Origin of the sequence: Streptomyces luteogriseus (assembly GCF_014205055.1) — a bacterium.
GTDB classification, from domain to species: Bacteria; Actinomycetota; Actinomycetes; order Streptomycetales; family Streptomycetaceae; genus Streptomyces; species Streptomyces luteogriseus.
Window position 1 is genome coordinate 859,243 of record NZ_JACHMS010000001.1, and the last position, 16,318, is coordinate 875,560.

Consider the following 16,318-nt stretch of genomic DNA (forward strand, 5'->3'; position numbering starts at 1 on the left):
GTTCCTTCCCTGCGGTCAGCCACGGAGGCGGGACATGGTCGGGTCGAACAGGGGCTCCTCGGCGACCATGGCTTCGACGGACTGGTCGAAGTAGCCGATGTGCACAGTCGTGCCGGGGGTGGTGAGTTCCGTGGGCAGCCACGCATAGGCGATGCCCTTGCCGATGGTGTAGCCGTACGCGGCACTCGTGACGTACCCGACCGCACAGTCGCAGTCGTACACCGGCTCCTTGCCCATGACGACCGCCGTCGGGTCGTCGATGGTGAGACAGGTGAGCTTGCGCCGCACCTTCGCCTTGCGCCGCTCCAGCGCCGCCTTGCCGATGAAATCGTCCTTGTCGAGCTTGACGGCGAATCCGACACCGGCCTCGTAGGGGTCGTGCTCGTAGGTCATGTCCGTGCCGAAGGAGCGGTAGCCCTTCTCCAGGCGCAGGCTGTTGAAGGCGCCGCGGCCGGCCGCGATGCCGCCGAGCGGCTCGGCCGCCCGCCAGAGGGTGTCCCACAGTTTCCCGCCCAGGTCGGCGGTGGTGTACAGCTCCCAGCCGAGCTCGCCGACGTACGACAGGCGCATCGCGGTGACGGGAACGGAGCCGATGTGGGCGCGCTGGGCACGGAAGTACTTCAGGCCGGTGGCCGAGAAGTCGGCGTCGGTGAGCGGCTGGAGGACCTCGCGGGCGCGCGGGCCCCACAGGCCGATGCAGCAGGTGCCGGGGGTGATGTCGCGGACCTGGACCGTGCCGTCGGCGGGGAGGTGGCGGGTGAACCAGTCGAGGTCCAGGTTGCCGTTGGCGCCGACCTGGAAGAGGTCGGGGGCCAGCCGGGCGACGGTGACGTCGCTGCGGATGCCGCCGTCGTGGTCGAGGAGCAGGGTGTACGTCACCGAGCCGACGGACTTGGCGACCTTGCCGGTGCACAGCCGCTCCAGGAACTCCCCGGCGCCGCGCCCGCTGACCTCGAGTCGCTTGAGGGCCGTCATGTCGTACATCGCGACGGTCTCGCGAGTGGTCTGGGCCTCGGCGGCGACGATGGGCGACCAGTACCGCGCGGCCCAGTCGTTGGGGGTGACGATGGAACGGCCTTCGACCAGGCCCGCGTTGGCCTCGTACCACTGGGGGCGCTCCCAGCCGTTCGCCTCCAGGAAGAAGGCGCCCAGCTCCTGCTGGCGGGTGTGGAACGGGCTGGTGCGGATCGGGCGCGGGTCGCCCGACGGCTGGAGGGGGTGGAGGATGTCGTAGACCTCGACGAAGTTCTGGCAGTCGCGGGCCAGTACGTACTCCGGCGAGAGCTGGTGCGGCTCGAAGCGGTTGACGTCGCACTCGTGCAGGTCGAACGAGGAGCAGTAGCCGTCGACCAGCCATTCGGCCATGGCCCGTCCGACGCCCGCGGAGTGGGTGACCCAGACGGCCTCGGCGACCCAGAATCCCTTGACGTCCGGGGACTCCCCGAGCAGGGGCAGGCCGTCGGTGGTGAAGGAGAACAGGCCGTTGATGCCCTCTTCGACCTTGGCGTCCTTGGTCGTGGGGAGCAGCGACTGGGTCTCGCTCCAGGCCTCCTCGAAGTCCTCCTCGGTGAACTTCAGGACGGACGGCATCTCGTCGGCCTCGTCCACGGAGAGGATGTCGTCGGCCGAGATCGGCATCGGGCGGTGGCCGTAGTAGCCGATGCCCAGGCCGTCGAAGCGGTCGCGGTAGTAGAGGTCGGCGTCCTGGTGGCGCAGGATCGGGCGGACCGCCTCCTGCGTCTGGCCCGCCAGGGCCGGTACCGGGCCCGTCCAGGCGAGCTGGTGGCCGAGCGGCGTGAGCGGGAGGTTCATGCCGACCATGCGGGCGATCTTCGGGCCCCAGATGCCGGCGCAGCACACGACGATGTCCGCGGGGATCTCGCCCTGGTCGGTGACGACGCCCGTCACCTTGCCGTCGGCCCGCTGGACGTCGAGGACTTCATGGCGGGCGAGGAAGCGCACGCCACGCTCGGTGGCCCGGCGGATCTGCGCCTCGACGGCGAGGACCGCCTTCGCGAGGCCGTCCGTGGGCACGAGGAGGCCGGCGAGGACCTTGTCCGGGTTGACGAGCGGGTGCTGTTCGAGGCACTCCTCGGTGCTCAGCAGCCGGGACTCGATGCCCCAGGAGGCCAGCCAGCCGTGGCGCCGCTGGAGTTCGGTGACGCGCTCCGGGCTGGTCGCCACCTCCAGGCCGCCGACCTGGAGGAAGCAGGGCTGGCCGTCCACGTCGAGCGAGCAGAACTTCTCGACGGTGTAACGGGCCATCTCCGTCATGGTCTTGGAGGGGTTGGTCTGGAAGACCAGGCCCGGGGCGTGCGACGACGATCCCCCGGTGGCGGGCAGCGGGCCCTGGTCGACCACGGTCACTTCGGTCCAGCCTCGCGCGGAGATCTCATCGGCGAGCGCTGCTCCCACGACGCCCGCTCCGATGATGACCACCCGGGGTCCCGCCATCGCCGCACCTCCGACGTTGAAAGCGATCCAGTTGCTTTGTGCGCAACATGGTTCAGGTTGCGCAACTCAATGTGCCCGCCGCGGACAGGCGTGTCAAGGGGTCCGCGACGCCGGAAAAGCCCCTGGGAGCGGCAGGGAGGAATCACCGGAAAACGACGAGGCCCGGCAGGCTGAGGACACAGCCTGCCGGGCCTTTCCGGCGGGGTTCACCAGGGCGGTCGTGCGCCCTACTTGATCCAGGCGTCGACCTTGTCGCGGTTGGCCTCGACCCACTTCTTCGCGGCCGCGTCGGGCGACATCTTGTCCACCGCGATGTACTTGGCGACGGTGTTCTGGTCGTCGTTCGTCCAGGTGAAGTTCTTCACCAGGTCATAGGCCGGGCTGCCGGACTTGGCGAACTTGGCGCTGACGATCTTGTCGAGCTTGTACACCGGGTAGTCGCAGGCGACCTTCTCGGCGTCGGCGTCGCAGCCTTCCTTGTACTCCGGCAGGCTGACCTTCTTCAACGGCACCTCGGAAAGGAACCACTGCGGCTCGTAGAAGTAGCCGATCACCCATTCCTTGTTCTTCTCGGCGTTGCGGTACGCCTGGATGAGCGCGGTCTCGCTGCCCGCGTACACCACCTTGAAGTCCAGCTTGAGGTTCTTCACCAGTGCCTCGTCGTTGGTGACGTACGAGGGGTCGCCGTCGAGGAGCTGCCCCTTGCCGCCCGACTCCGAGGTCTTGAACTTCGACGCGTACTTGTTCAGGTTCTTCCAGTCCAGGATGTCCGGGTGCGCCTTGGCCAGCCACGGCGGCACGTACCAGCCGATGAGGCCCTCGTTGCCGGTCGGGCCCGCGTCGACGGCGGTCTTCTGCTGGGTTATGTACTTCTTCTTCAGATCGTCGTGGCCCCAGTTCTCGACGACGGCGTCGACCTCGCCCGTCCCGAAGCCCTGCCAGGCGATCTCCTCCTTCAGGTTCTTCTTCTCGACCTTGCAGCCGAGGTCGTGCTCGGCGACGTACGCGAGGACAGCCGCGTTCGCCTCGTAGCCCACCCACGGGTTGATCGCGAGATTGAAGGTGCTGCACTTGCCCGAGCCGCCCGAGCTGCCCGAGCCGCCCGCGCTGTCGTCGCCGACCTTCGCGCCGCCGCAGGCCGTGAGGGTGAGGCCGAGGACGGCCAGGCCGGCCGCGCCGGCTCTCCAGTGTCGTGCCATGGTGTGGTTGCTCCTTATGCGCCGGCGCGGCGAGCCGCTGCCTGAGTGATCCGGTCGAACATGACTCCGAGCAGGACGATGGCCAGCCCGGCCGCGAGTCCCTTGCCGTACAGCTGTCCCTGCGAGAACCCGGCCACGACGTCGTAGCCCAGGGCACCCGCGCCCACCAGGCCGCCCACGACGACCATGGACAGCACGTAGATCAGGCCCTGGTTGGTCGCGAGGGTCAGGGCGCCCTTCGACATGGGCAGTTGAACCTTGGTGATGATCTGCCAGGTGTTGCACCCGGTGGACGTCGCCGCCTCGACGGTGGTCTCGGGCACGGCCCGCACCCCGTCGGCGATGATCTTGATGGCGACCGGCGCCGCGTAGACGACGGCGGCGACGATGGCCGTGAACCGTGTCGCGCCGAACAGCGCGAGGAACGGCACGAGATAGACGAACGGCGGCATGACCTGTGCCGCGTCCAGGGAGGGCCGGATCAGCCGGTCCACCAGGGCGCTGCGTCCCATCCACACCCCGACCACGACGCCGAGCAGCATCACCAGCACCGTCGCCACCGCCGTGGAGGCCAGTGTCGTCATGGCGTCCGACCAGACACCGGTGGCGACCAGCAGGCCCACGCACACGAGGGTGGTGGCCCCGGCGCGCCAGCTGCCGAGCACCGTGCCGACCGCGACGAGGGCGGCGCCGACGAGCCACCACGGGGAGTCGGTCAGCAGGCTCTGGAACGGATTGAGCAGGCCGTTGGTGAGGACGTCACGGAAGGCGTTGGTCAGGCCCGACAGGTTGTCCTGTGCCCAGGTGGTCACATCGGCCGCCGTCCTGGCGATGCCGCTGCCGACGCCGCCCTCGCCGGGGAACTCGGCCGCCCATATGTAGGTGTGCGACAGATACACCAGCACCGCCGCCACCACCGCGCCTGCCGCGAGCAGCTGCCGCCGCCACTTCAGGAACGGGCTGTCCGAGCCCCGGGCGGTCTCCGCCCGGCCGCTCGCCGCGGTGGTGACCCGGTCCAGCACGATGGCCAGGACGACGATGGCCAGACCGGCGTTGAAGGCCGTGCCGACGTCCAGCGACTGCAGGGCCTGGATGACGGTCGCGCCGAGGCCGGGCGCGTTGATCAGGGCCGCGATGGTCACCATGGCCAGGGCGGCCATGATGGTCTGGTTGATGCCCATCACCACGGTCCGCTTGGACATCGGCAGCAAAACCTTCAGCAGCGCCTGCCGCCGCGTCGCGCCCATCGAGTCCGCCGCCTCGACCGTGGCCTGTGGCACGGAGCGGATGGCGTGCGCGGTGATGCGGATCGCCGGGGGTGCCGCGTAGATCGTGGTGGCGATCGTGGCGGAGGCGGGGCCGATCAGGAAGAACAGGGTCAGCGGCGCCAGATAGACGAAGGTCGGCATCGTCTGCATGAAGTCCAGGAACGGCGTCACGATCCGGTTGACCCGGTCCGACAACCCGGCCCACACGCCCAGGGGGATGGCGAACAGCAGTGCCACGCAGACCGCGGAGAGGGTCAGCGCCAGGGTGTCCATGCTCTCCTGCCAGAGCCCTTGCAGGCCGAGGAAGGTGAAGCCGGCCACGGACAGCAGCGCGACCCGCCAGTTGCCCACGGCCCAGGAGACGTAGCCGACGACGCCGACGACACCGAGCCAGCCGACTTGCGGAACCGGGCGGCCCGGCGTCGGCTGCGAGATCAGATCCTGCACGAAGGTCACCAGGGAGTCGATGACCAGGCGGATCTCGTTGAAGAAGTAGAGGAAGAGCGGGTTGGAGTTGCGGTTGGCCCCGATCGAGTCGTTGACGTCGTTGAACCACCGGTGCAGATCGGTCAGGTCGGCCGCGGCCAGGGACAGGGTCTGCTTGCCGCGCAGCACGGCGAAGAGCACCAGCCAGACGAGCAGGATCCCGGCCACCACCACGCCGCGGTTGACCGTGCGCACGCGCCGGGCGGGAGCGGGCGGCTCCACGGCCCCTGTCTTCTCCGGCTTCTCGATCGCGACGGTCATCACGCGTCGCCTTCCTGCCCGGCGACCACAGCGAGGATCTCCTCGTCACCGACGATGCCGAGCAGCTTGCCGTCCTCCACGACCTTGACCGGCTTCTCAGCCGCGAGCACCGCCCTGGTGGCCTCCTTCACCACCACGTCCGGGCCGAGCTCGGGACCGTCCAGCGGGTCGTCGGGCTCCGCCGGGCGCATGATCCACCGCAGGGTCAGTACGTCACCGCGGGGCACGTCCCTGACGAAGTCACGCACGTAGTCGTCGGCGGGGGCCCCGACCAGTTCGTCGCCGGTACCGCACTGGACCATCCTGCCGTCGCGCATGATGAGGATGCGGTCGCCCAGCCGCAGCGCCTCCGACAGATCGTGCGTGATGAACACCATCGTCTTTCCGACCTCGTGGTGCAGCCGGACGACCTCGTTCTGCATGTCACGGCGGATCAGCGGGTCGAGCGCGGAGAACGGCTCGTCGAAGAGGAGTACGTCCGGGTCGCCGGCCAGTGCGCGGGCGAGACCCACACGTTGCTGCATGCCGCCGGAGAGCTGGTCCGGGTAGGAGTTCTCGTACCCGGAGAGGCCGACGAGTTCGACGACCTCCAGCGCCCTCTTGGTGCGCTCGGCCCGGCTCATGCCGCGGATCTCCAGCCCGAACGCCACGTTGTCGACGACCCGGCGGTGCGGCAGCAGCCCGAAGTGCTGGAAGACCATGGAGAACTTGCTGCGTCGCAGCTCGCGCAGGCGACCCGCGTCCGCGTCGCGGATGTTCTCGCCCTCGAAGAGGATCTCTCCCGCGGTGGGTTCGATGAGCCGGGTCAGACAGCGCACCAAGGTCGACTTGCCGGAGCCGGACAGGCCCATGACGACGAACACCTCGCCGGGCGCGACCTCGAAGTCCACGTCGCGCACGGCGGCGGTGCAGCCGGTGCGGTCCATCAGTTCGCGGCGGGTGAGCCCGCGAAGCTCCTCGGAACCCGGCACCCGGTCCGCCTTCGGCCCGAACACCTTCCACAACTCGCGTACGGATATGACCGGGTCGGGTACCGAGTCCTGGGGCGTGCCGCGCTGCTGCGGAACCTCGGTCGTTGCTGGGGTCATGTTCGACCTCTTTTCGGCGTTCAGCCGCGGAACCAGTGCTGCGGCCGGGGTTGGATGTTCTGCCAGATGTGTTTGGGCTCCCGGTACTCGTTCAGGCCGGTCGGCCCCAGTTCCCGGCCCACCCCGGAGTGCCCGAACCCGCCCCATTCCGCCTGCGGCACATAGGGATGGTAGTCGTTGATCCACACCGTTCCGTGGCGGAGCCGGCGGGCGACGCGCTGGGCCTTCCCGGCGTCCTGCGTCCAGACGGCGCCGGCGAGTCCGTACTCGGTGTCGTTGGCGATGCGTACGGCGTCGTCCTCGTCGGTGAAGCGCTCCACGGTGAGCACGGGCCCGAAGGACTCCTCGTGCACCACCCGCATGTCCTGACCGCACTCGTCGAGCACGGTGGGCGGGTAGTAGTGGCCGTCGGTCAGCGCCGGGTCGACGGGGCGTTCGCCACCGCAGCGCAGGACGGCGCCCTCGGCAAGTCCGGCCGCGACGTACGCCTCGACCTTCGCCAGGTGCTGCGCGGAGATCAGCGGGCCGGTCTCGGCACGCTGGTCGAAGGGCCCGCCGAGCCGGATCCGCCGGGCACGGCGGACGACCTCGTCGACGAACCGGTCGTGCAGGGCGTCCTCGACGATCAGCCGGGCGCCGGCCGAGCAGACCTGGCCCGAATGCAGGAAGACGGCCGTGAGCGCGAAGTCCACGGCCGTCTCGAAGTCGGCGTCGGCGAAGACGACATTGGGGTTCTTGCCGCCGAGTTCCAGCGCGACCTTCTTCACGGTCGCGGCCGCGGTGGCCATGATGCGTCTGCCGGTGTCCAGGCCGCCGGTGAAGGAGACCATGTCGACGGCGGGGTCCTCGGCGAGGGGTGCGCCCACCTCGGGCCCGGTCCCCAGGACGAGGTTGGCGGCACCGGCCGGGAGCCCGGCCTCCTCCAGTGCCTTCATCAGCAGGATGGACGTCGAGGGGGTGAGCTCACTGGGCTTGAGGACGATCGCGTTGCCCGCGAGGAGAGCGGGCGCCACCTTCCAACTCGCCTGGAGCAGCGGGTAGTTCCACGGGGTGATCAGCCCGCACACTCCGATCGGCTCGTACACGACGCGGCTGACCGCGTCGTCACGGCCGGTGTCGATCACCCGGCCGGCGTCGGTCCCGCCGAGCCCTCCGTAGTAGCGGAAGCAGGAGACGACGTCGGCGACGTCGTACTCGCTCTCCACCAGCCGCTTGCCGGTGTCCAGCGATTCGGCGCGGGCGAACACGTCCGCGTCGCGTTCGAGGAGGTCGGCGGTGCGCAGGAGCAGGGCGCCGCGCTCGCGCTCGGAGGTGCGCGGCCAGGGCCCTTCGTCGAAGGCCCTGCGGGCCGCGGCGATGGCCGCCTCCGCGTCGGGGCGTGTACCTTCGGAGACGGTCACGGAGACCGTGCCGTCGGCGGGGCAGCGGATGTCCCGGTGGCCGCCGGCCATGGGATCCCGCCATTTTCCATCCACGTACAGGTCTGCCACGTCGAGGGCCCTTCGAGCGAATCGCGTTGCGCATCGCGCACCGTATTGCTTGTGGTGGAACACTCTGTAGAAGGCCGCACCCCACGTCAAGGGGGTGACCGATGACGGTTTCGCCAAGGAGACAGCTGCGGAGAGGCTACGCCGGCCGGCCCGGAACGCATCACCTCCGGGCCGGCCCACTGTCTGAAAACCGCTGGTTACGGCAGGGAGCGGTGCCGGTAATACGCGGCGGTGGACGGCGGCAGGGGGTCCTTGCCGAGGATGAGGTCGGCCGCCTTCTCCGCGATCATCATGACGGGCGCGTAGATGTTGCCGTTGGTGATGTAGGGCATCACCGACGCGTCGACGACACGCAGCCCCTCCACCCCGTGCACCCGCATGCTGGCCGGGTCCACGACAGCCATCTCGTCGGTGCCCATCTTGCAGGTGCAGGACGGATGCAGCGCGGTCTCGCCGTCCTCGGCGACCCAGGCGAGGATCTCCTCGTCGGTCTCGACGGAGGGTCCCGGCGAGACCTCCCCGGCGTTGTACGGGGCCATGGCGGGCTGGTTGAGCAGCTCGCGGGCGACCCTGACGGCCTCGACCCACTCGCGGCGGTCCTGCTCGGTGGACAGGTAGTTGAAGCGCAGCGCGGGGTGCTCGGCCGGGTCCTTGCTCTTGATCTTCACCGAGCCGATGGCATCGGAGTACATGGGCCCGACGTGCACCTGGTATCCGTGTCCGCCGGCGGGCACGGAGCCGTCGTAGCGGACCGCGATGGGCAGGAAGTGGAACATCAGGTTGGGGTAGGGCACGTCCTCGTTGCCGCGGACGAAGCCGCCCGCCTCGAAGTGGTTGGTCGCGGCGGGGCCGGTGCGGAAGAGCCACTGCAGGCCGATGAAGGGGGCGCGCCACTTCGCGAGGTACGGCTGCATGGAGACGGGTTGCTTGCAGGCGTACTGGATGTACACCTCCAGGTGGTCCTGGAGGTTCTCGCCGACACCCGGCAGATCGTGTACGACGTCGATGCCGAGCGCACGCAGTTCCTCGGCGTTGCCGACGCCCGAGAGCTGGAGCAGTTGCGGGGAGTTGATCGCGCCTCCGCAGAGGATGATTTCGCGGGCGTACACCCGCTGGGGTCTGCCGCGGCCACGCCGGTACTCGACGCCGACGGCCCGCTTGCCTTCGAAGAGGATGCGGGTGACCAGGGTGCGCGTCCTGACCGTGAGGTTGGGGCGCTTTCGCACGGGCTTGAGGTAGGCCTTGGAGGCCGACAGGCGGCGGCCGCGGTGGACATTGCGGTCGAACCTGGCGAAACCTTCCTGCCGGTAGCCGTTCACGTCCTCGGTGGGGGCGTGGCCCGCCTCCTCGGTGGCCTTCAGGAAGGCCTTGAAGAGCGGGTTGGCCCCAGGGCCGCGTTCCAGGACGAGAGGTCCGTCGTGGCCGCGGAACTCGTCGTCCGCGTCGGCGGCGAGGCAGTTCTCCATCCGCCGGAAGTACGGCAGGCAGTGCGCATAGTCCCAGGTCTTCATGCCGGGGTCGGCCGCCCAGCGCTCGTAGTCCATGGGGTTGCCGCGCTGGAAGATCATGCCGTTGATGCTGCTGGAACCGCCCAGCACCTTGCCTCGCGCGTGGTAGACGCGCCGACCGCCCATGTGGGGCTCCGGTTCGGATTCGTACTTCCAGTCGTAGAACCGGCTGCCGATCGGGTAGGTCAGAGCCGCGGGCATGTGGATGAAGACATCCCAGGGATAGTCGGGCCTGCCCGCCTCCAGAACCAGCACCCGGTTGCCGGGGTCCGCGGAGAGCCGGTTGGCCAGTGCACTGCCGGCCGATCCACCACCGACGATGACGAAGTCGTACTGCAAGTGAGCCATGAGGCCTCGTCTCGCTCGCGCCGTTGAGAATGCGCGGCATGCTAGTACCTGTATCTCTATGCGCACCAGGTTGCGGACAACGCAACTTGCACAAGGTTGGCACCAGGCCCGTGACCTGCACCGCTGTCGCCTATGTTTAACGCCCGTATAGTTGCGTTGTGAGCAACTACCATCCAGATACCGAAACGACGACTGCGCCGACCGGTGGGGTGCAGTCCGTCGACCGCGCCATCACCGTGCTGGAGATTCTGGCCCGGCGCGGCGAGGCCGGGGTCAGCGAGGTGGCCGCCGAGATCGATGTCCACAAGTCCACCGCGTTCCGGCTGCTCGGCGCCCTGGAGGTGCGCGGTTTGGTGGAGCAGGCCGGCGAGCGCGGCAAGTACCGCCTGGGTTTCGGCCTCGTCCGCCTCGCCGGCGCAGTCACCGGCCGCATCGACATCACCCAGCAGAGCCGTCCGGTCTGCGAGCGTCTCGCCGAGGAGATCGGCGAGACCGTGAACCTCGCCGTGATGCAGGAGCAGTACGCGATCAACCTGTACCAGGTGCGCGGTCCCGGTGCTGTCACGGCGTTCAACTGGGTCGGCCAGCTGACGCCGCTGCACGCCACCTCCAGCGGCAAGATCCTGCTGGCCCACATGCCGGCGAAGGAGCGTGCCGCGCTGCTGTCGGCGGCCGGTCTGAAGAAGGTGACCCCCCGCACCCTGACGGCCAAGACCAAGCTCGAGAAGAACCTCGCCGAAGCGCTCGAGCGCGGCTACTCCTGGACCCTGGAGGAGTTCGAGATCGGGCTGCACGCCATGGCCGCCCCGGTCCGCAACAGGGACGGAGAGGTCATCGCTGCGATCAGCGCCTCCGGACCGGCGTACCGGCTCACCGAGGACCGTATGCACGCCCTCGCTCCGGTGCTGGTCAAGGGCGCGGACGAGATCAGCCATCGCATGGGCTATCTGGGCTGACCCCGCCGCGCCACCTTCGACGGGCGCCCCACACACCGGGTGCCGGCCCGCCCGTGGACCGCCGCTACTGTGGCCGCCCCACGTCCAGCCGCTCCTGGACGAAGGCGTGGAAATCGCCGATGTGATGCTCGCTGGGCACGAGGACTCCGCCCTTGGCGTAGAGCCGGGAGCTCATCGCGGGCTGGCAGCGCTCGCAGGCGTCGAAGTCCTGCCGGTTGACTCGGTCGAAGAGCTCCACCGACCGGCTGACGTCCTTGCCGCTCTCCACGACGTGCTTGAGGTAGAGCCAGTCGCACTCGACGATGGTGCGATCCACGGCGACCGGGTACATCCGGTGGAAGATCACATGGTCGGGCACGAGGTTGATGAAGACCTGCGGCCGGACGGTGATCGCGTAGTAACGGCGATCCTGGTCCTCGGTGATGCCTGGAATGCGGTCGAGGCCCTCGGAGCCGTCGACGGTGAAGCCCTTGACCTCGGAGCCGAACTCCGCGCCGTGTCCCACGTAGTACTGGGCGGCGTACCCGTCGGCGAACTCGGGGAGCACCTCGGTCAGTTCGGGGTGGATCGTCGCGCAGTGATAGCACTCCATGAAGTTCTCGACGATGAGCTTCCAGTTCGCCTTCACGTCGTAGACGATGCGCTTACCGACTTCGAGGTTGTCGAGGTCGTAGTGCTCGATCGACTCCGTGTCGCCCAGGCGCGCGACCACATCCCCCACGACCTCGTCGAAGGGGGGCGGGTTCTCCGCGAGGCACACCCACACGTAACCCAGCCATTCCCGCGTGGTCACTGCCGCCAGGCCGTATTCGGTGCGGCTGACGTCGGGCATCTTGGTGAGGTTGGGTGCCGCGACCAGTTTGCCCGTCAGGTCGTACGTCCAGGCGTGATAGGGGCATTGGAAGGCGCGCTTGACCTCGCCGCTCTCCGCCGTGCAGAGCTTGGCTCCGCGGTGACGGCAGACGTTGAGGAAGGCGCGTATGGAGTTGTCCCGTGCGCGGGTGATCAGGATGCTCTCGCGGCCCACCTCGACGGTCCGGAAGGCACCGGGCACGGCGAGGTCGGAGGAGCGCACGGCGCAGAACCACATCGCCTCGAATATGTGTTCCAGCTCCTGGGCGAAGATCCCGGGATCCGTGTAGGAGGAGCCGGGGAGGGTGGTGATGAGGCTTTCCGGCAGGCCGGTCGAGGTCACAGTGCACTCCTCGGGGAAACGTCGGGGATCGGGGCATGCACGCGCCGGGACGAGCGACACCGGACGTCGTCGGGGGGGGGAAGGAGCAGCGGCGCTTTGTGCGCAGCGGAGGCTGTGAGAGCGAGGTCTGCGACCCTGTCAGGGCGTCGCGACCGCGAGGTGCTTGCGCCAGCGCATGAACAGCTTCGGCTGGTTCATCCCGAGGACGGCGACCGGGTGTCCGGCGCGTCGGTAGACAGCCAGGACGTTGCGATCGTCCGCGGTGCCTTCCTCGATCGTCACGCTGTCGGCGCGGGCCGCGTTGCCGACGAACTGGATCTTCACGCCGTACTGGTCGGACCAGAAGTACGGCGGCCGGGGCAGGCCGGGTTCGGACTCGCCCCAGGACAGCAGGGCGGCGATGGCCGCGTCCGGGCGCTCCCGGGCGCCGGTCCAGTGCTCGACGCGACGGTGGGTGCCTGCGCGCGGGTCGTACCAGGAGGCGCAGTCTCCGACCGCGACCACCCCGGCCAGGCTGGTACGGCCGTCCGCACCGCACTTGACACCGTCGTCGAGTTCGACGCCGGAGCCTGCCAGCCAGTCGACGCAGGGACGGGCCCCGACACCCACGACCACGATGTCGGCGGGGATGCTCCGGCCGTCCTCCATCAGGACCGCGTCGACGCGGTTCTCGCCGCTCAGCCCCTTGACGCCCACGCCGCACAACAGGCGTACGCCGTGGTCCGCGTGGAGGGCGGAGACGATGCGCCCCATGGCCGGGCCGAGCGGTCCGGCCAGTGGTGTGGGCGCCGCCTCGACGATGGTCACGTCCAGGCCGAGGGCGCGGGCGGTGGAGGCGACCTCGGCACCGATGAAGCCGCCGCCGATCACGACCAGGCGTCCGCCCCGGGACAGTTCGTCCCGCAGGGCGCGGGCGTCGTCCAGGGTGCGCAGAGTGTGCACACCGGCGAGTCCGTCCATGCCGGGCAGGGCCCGGGCGGCGGCGCCGGTGGCGATGACGATGCCGTCGGCCCGCACCTCCCTGCCGTCGGTGAGCCGCACCGCGCGGGGCGTGGCGTCGAGTCCGGCGGCGCGGGCCCCGAGCAGCCACTCCGCTTGCAGGTCCTCGCCGTCCGGTTCCAGCGCGAGTTCGGCCTCGCCGATGCCGCCGGCCAGGAACTCCTTGGACAGGGGAGGCCTGTCGTACGGGCGATGGACCTCGTCGCCGATGACGACCAGCCGTCCGTCGTAGCCCTGTTTGCGCAACGAACGCGCCGCCGACAGACCGGCCAGCGACGCGCCCACCACGGCCACGGTCCTCACGCGACGCCCCCGGCGAGCCGGGCGGCGATGCAGGGAGGCAGGTTCGGGGCTGCCGTGGACAGCCGGACGTAGATCATGCCGTCCTCGACGAAGACCTCGTGCGTGCGCACCGGGAGCTTGGCCGGCGGGGCGTCGACGGCTCCGGTCTTGAGGTTGAACTTCGAGGCGTGCAGCGGGCATTCGACCTCGCAACCCTCCAGCCAGCCGTCGGCGAGCGAGGCGTCCTGGTGGGTGCATGTGTCGTCGATGGCGAAGAGTTCGCCGTCATCGGTGTGGAACACCGAGACCGGCGGGTCGATGTCGAGCCTGTGGGCCTCGCCTCGGGGCAGATCCACGAGACGGCACGCGGCAATCATCATGACACCTCGGTGCGTATAGCGAAACGGATTGCGGTGAACGCAACGCCAGTTTGAGGGCGCTCGCGAATCCTTGTCAAGAAGTTCGCGAGACGGCTGATACGCCAAATCTTCGTTGCCTGATGCGCAACGCCCCGCATCATGAGAAACGCAGGTCGGAGCGGGGCGCCTCTCAGAACCGGGGCACGGGCAGCGGCGACACCGCGGACTCGAGGCCCCACCGAGCGGTCACTCGCACCGCGTCGGCCGTCGAGGCGACGTCGTGGACGCGCACGCACCAGGCACCCTGCGCGGCGGCCAGAACCGACACCGCGGACGTGGCCGCGTCTCGCAGGTGGGCCGGCCGGGGCCGCCCCGTCTCCGGGTCCGTCAGCAGGTGGCCCAGAAAGGACTTCCGCGCCGCCCCCACCAGGACCGGCCGACCGAGCGCGACGACCTCCCGGAGACGGCCCAGCAGCCGCCAGTTGTGCTCGGCGTGCTTGGCGAACCCGAGCCCCGGGTCGACGACGAGACAGTCCGCCGGGACTCCGGCGCGCAGGGCCGCGTCGACTCTCGCCCGCAACTCGTCGACCACGTCGGTGACGACGTCGTCGTACACGGCGTTCGCCTGCATCCCCGCGGAGTGCCCGCGCCAGTGCATGAGCACGTAGGGCTTTCCGGCCCGCGCCATCAACGGCAGCATCGCCGGGTCGGCGAGTCCGCCGGAGACGTCGTTGACCAGGGCGGCGCCGGCCTCCATGGCATGGGCGGCGACCTCGGCCCGCATGGTGTCGACGCTGACCGTCGCGCCCGCGGCGGCGAGTTCACCGACGACCGGCAGCACGCGCCGCAGCTCCTCCTCGACAGTCGGGCGGGCGGCACCGGGCCGGGTCGATTCACCACCCACGTCCAGGATGTCCGCGCCCTCGCCGAGCAGCGCGAGGCCGTGCGCGACGGCCCGTGCCGGGTCGAACCACCGCCCGCCGTCGGAGAACGAGTCGGGGGTGACGTTCACGATGCCCATCACGAGCGTCCGGCCGCGACGGGGAAGACCTCGCGGATGGAGCACGAAAGCGGCCCGGCCGGGCCGGGCGGCGGTGCTCATGCGACTCGGGGCGGGTCGGCTATGGGGTGTGCGGGGCTCATCATGGGACCAGTCGACCTCGTTGCATATAGAGGAACACCGTGCGATGTGAGCAACGAGTCTGAGGACGGCCGTGCGGCGCTGTCAAGGCAGGTGGAAGGCCTCGGCCCCGCGATGCGGCATCGACGCCAGAGCGAGCAGCCGAGAGGCCTTGAGTTCGGTCTCGTCCCATTCCCTCTCGGGCTCGGACCCCCAGGTGATGCCGGCGCCCGTACCGAAGCGCAAAACCGGCCCCGCGGGGGCGGTACGGTCGATCCAGAAGGTGCGGATGCCCACGGCCAGTTCACCGGTCCCCCCGGTCGGCGTCGACCCAGCCGACGGCACCGCAGTACGGGCCGCGGGGCGTGGTCTCCAGGGTGTGGATGATGCGCAGTGCACTGGATTTGGGCGCGCCGGTCACGGAACCCGGTGGGAAGGTCCCGGCCATCAGCTCGGGCCAGCCCGCGCCCTGTGCCAGCTCCCCGCGCACGGTGGAGACGAGGTGGACCAGCCCCGGGTGCCGCTCGAGGGCGCACAGGGCCGGAACGGTCACGGATCCGGTGGCGCAGACCCGCCCCAGGTCGTTGCGGACCAGATCCACGATCATCACGTTCTCGGCGTGGTCCTTGGGCAGCAGGTCGCCCACGGTACGGCCGGTGCCCTTGATCGGCCCGGACTCCACGGTCCGGCCGGTGCGGCGCAGGAAGAGTTCGGGCGAGGCGGTGGCCACTTCGACGCCGTGCGCGGGAAGCCGGACCGTACCGGCGTAGGGCGCGGGGTTGCCACGGGCGAGCACCGCGGTCAGCGCGTCGATGTCGGTGGCGCCCGGGTCGGGAAGGGGTCCGGTGAGCACGCGGCAGAGATTGGCCTGGTAGACGTCGCCCGCCGCGATGTGCTCGCGGATGCGGCGCACGCCGGCGGTGTAGGCGACGCGGTCCAGTGACGAGGTCCAGTCGCCAGCGGCCGGCCCCGGCCAGGCGCCGGCCCGCGGAGCGGGCACCCGCGCGCGACGCAGCCGGCCGAACCGCGCACAGACCAGGCGGCCTTCGAAGTCCGCGACGACCGCCCAGAAGCCGGAGGAGTCCAGGGCGGCGGGATCACTGGTCACCTCGCGCAGATCAGTGGCGACGAGGCCGCCGAAGCGGGCCATCGGGGCGGGAGCGTACAAGGCGGTTCGTCCAGGGGGGCCGACGGGGCGGATGGTCCTTGTCTTGACGGTCGTTCCTGTCCACGGCGGCCAAAGGCACGGCCCCGACGGTCCGGGGCAGGGCCACCACGACCGGCGGCACGGCCACCCACAATGGA

Annotated in this window: 11 protein-coding genes and 1 pseudogene; 1 reads left to right on the plus strand and 11 read right to left on the minus strand. The window is 69.7% G+C overall.

The window, feature by feature from the left end; genetic code table 11:
• Positions 1 to 15: 15 nt before the first annotated feature.
• From BJ965_RS04010 to betA, 6 genes are all read right to left on the minus strand, one after another.
• The gene (locus BJ965_RS04010; RefSeq protein WP_184907380.1) at positions 16 to 2,454 is read right to left on the minus strand and encodes a GcvT family protein; all 2,439 of its coding nucleotides are present in this window, start codon (positions 2,452 to 2,454) and stop codon (positions 16 to 18) included.
• A 227-nt stretch (positions 2,455 to 2,681) separates the two neighbouring features.
• Positions 2,682 to 3,653, minus strand: a complete 972-nt coding sequence (locus BJ965_RS04015) for an ABC transporter substrate-binding protein (protein ID WP_184907381.1) — start codon at positions 3,651 to 3,653, stop codon at positions 2,682 to 2,684.
• A gap of 14 nt (positions 3,654 to 3,667) precedes the next feature.
• Positions 3,668 to 5,668 (minus strand): ABC transporter permease, encoded by a 2,001-nt coding sequence (locus BJ965_RS04020; RefSeq protein ID WP_184907382.1) that lies wholly within the window; start codon positions 5,666 to 5,668, stop codon positions 3,668 to 3,670.
• Entirely contained in the window at positions 5,668 to 6,756 is a 1,089-nt protein-coding gene (locus BJ965_RS04025; RefSeq protein ID WP_184907383.1) for a quaternary amine ABC transporter ATP-binding protein, read from the minus strand. Before BJ965_RS04025 ends, BJ965_RS04020 begins: the two co-directional genes overlap by 1 nt.
• Positions 6,757 to 6,776: 20 nt before the next feature.
• Positions 6,777 to 8,246: an aldehyde dehydrogenase family protein gene (locus tag BJ965_RS04030; RefSeq protein WP_184907384.1), complete on the minus strand. Its 1,470-nt coding sequence runs from the start codon at positions 8,244 to 8,246 to the stop codon at positions 6,777 to 6,779.
• 197 nt (positions 8,247 to 8,443) lie between these two features.
• Positions 8,444 to 10,102 carry a choline dehydrogenase gene (betA, locus tag BJ965_RS04035; protein WP_184907385.1) on the minus strand — a complete coding sequence of 553 codons (1,659 nt, stop codon included), beginning with the start codon at positions 10,100 to 10,102 and terminating at the stop codon, positions 8,444 to 8,446.
• 209 nt (positions 10,103 to 10,311) lie between these two features.
• On the opposite strand from betA, the gene BJ965_RS04040 reads away from it, so the two are divergent.
• Positions 10,312 to 11,058, plus strand: coding sequence for an IclR family transcriptional regulator (locus BJ965_RS04040; protein ID WP_184916738.1), 747 nt, complete (start codon positions 10,312 to 10,314; stop codon positions 11,056 to 11,058).
• 64 nt (positions 11,059 to 11,122) lie between these two features.
• Here the strand turns inward: BJ965_RS04040 and BJ965_RS04045 are convergent, their stop codons facing one another.
• From BJ965_RS04045 to BJ965_RS04065, 5 genes and pseudogenes are all read right to left on the minus strand, one after another.
• Positions 11,123 to 12,253 carry an aromatic ring-hydroxylating oxygenase subunit alpha gene (locus BJ965_RS04045; RefSeq protein WP_184907386.1) on the minus strand — a complete coding sequence of 377 codons (1,131 nt, stop codon included), beginning with the start codon at positions 12,251 to 12,253 and terminating at the stop codon, positions 11,123 to 11,125.
• Positions 12,254 to 12,391: 138 nt separating this feature from the next.
• Positions 12,392 to 13,555, minus strand: coding sequence for an NAD(P)/FAD-dependent oxidoreductase (locus BJ965_RS04050; RefSeq protein WP_184907387.1), 1,164 nt, complete (start codon positions 13,553 to 13,555; stop codon positions 12,392 to 12,394).
• Positions 13,552 to 13,914, minus strand: coding sequence for a bifunctional 3-phenylpropionate/cinnamic acid dioxygenase ferredoxin subunit (locus BJ965_RS04055; RefSeq protein WP_037673830.1), 363 nt, complete (start codon positions 13,912 to 13,914; stop codon positions 13,552 to 13,554). Before BJ965_RS04055 ends, BJ965_RS04050 begins: the two co-directional genes overlap by 4 nt.
• A gap of 169 nt (positions 13,915 to 14,083) precedes the next feature.
• Positions 14,084 to 14,995, minus strand: a complete 912-nt coding sequence (gene folP, locus BJ965_RS04060) for a dihydropteroate synthase (RefSeq protein ID WP_246545835.1) — start codon at positions 14,993 to 14,995, stop codon at positions 14,084 to 14,086.
• A 123-nt stretch (positions 14,996 to 15,118) separates the two neighbouring features.
• Positions 15,119 to 16,163: pseudogene (locus tag BJ965_RS04065) on the minus strand (chorismate-binding protein).
• Positions 16,164 to 16,318 lie beyond the last annotated feature (155 nt).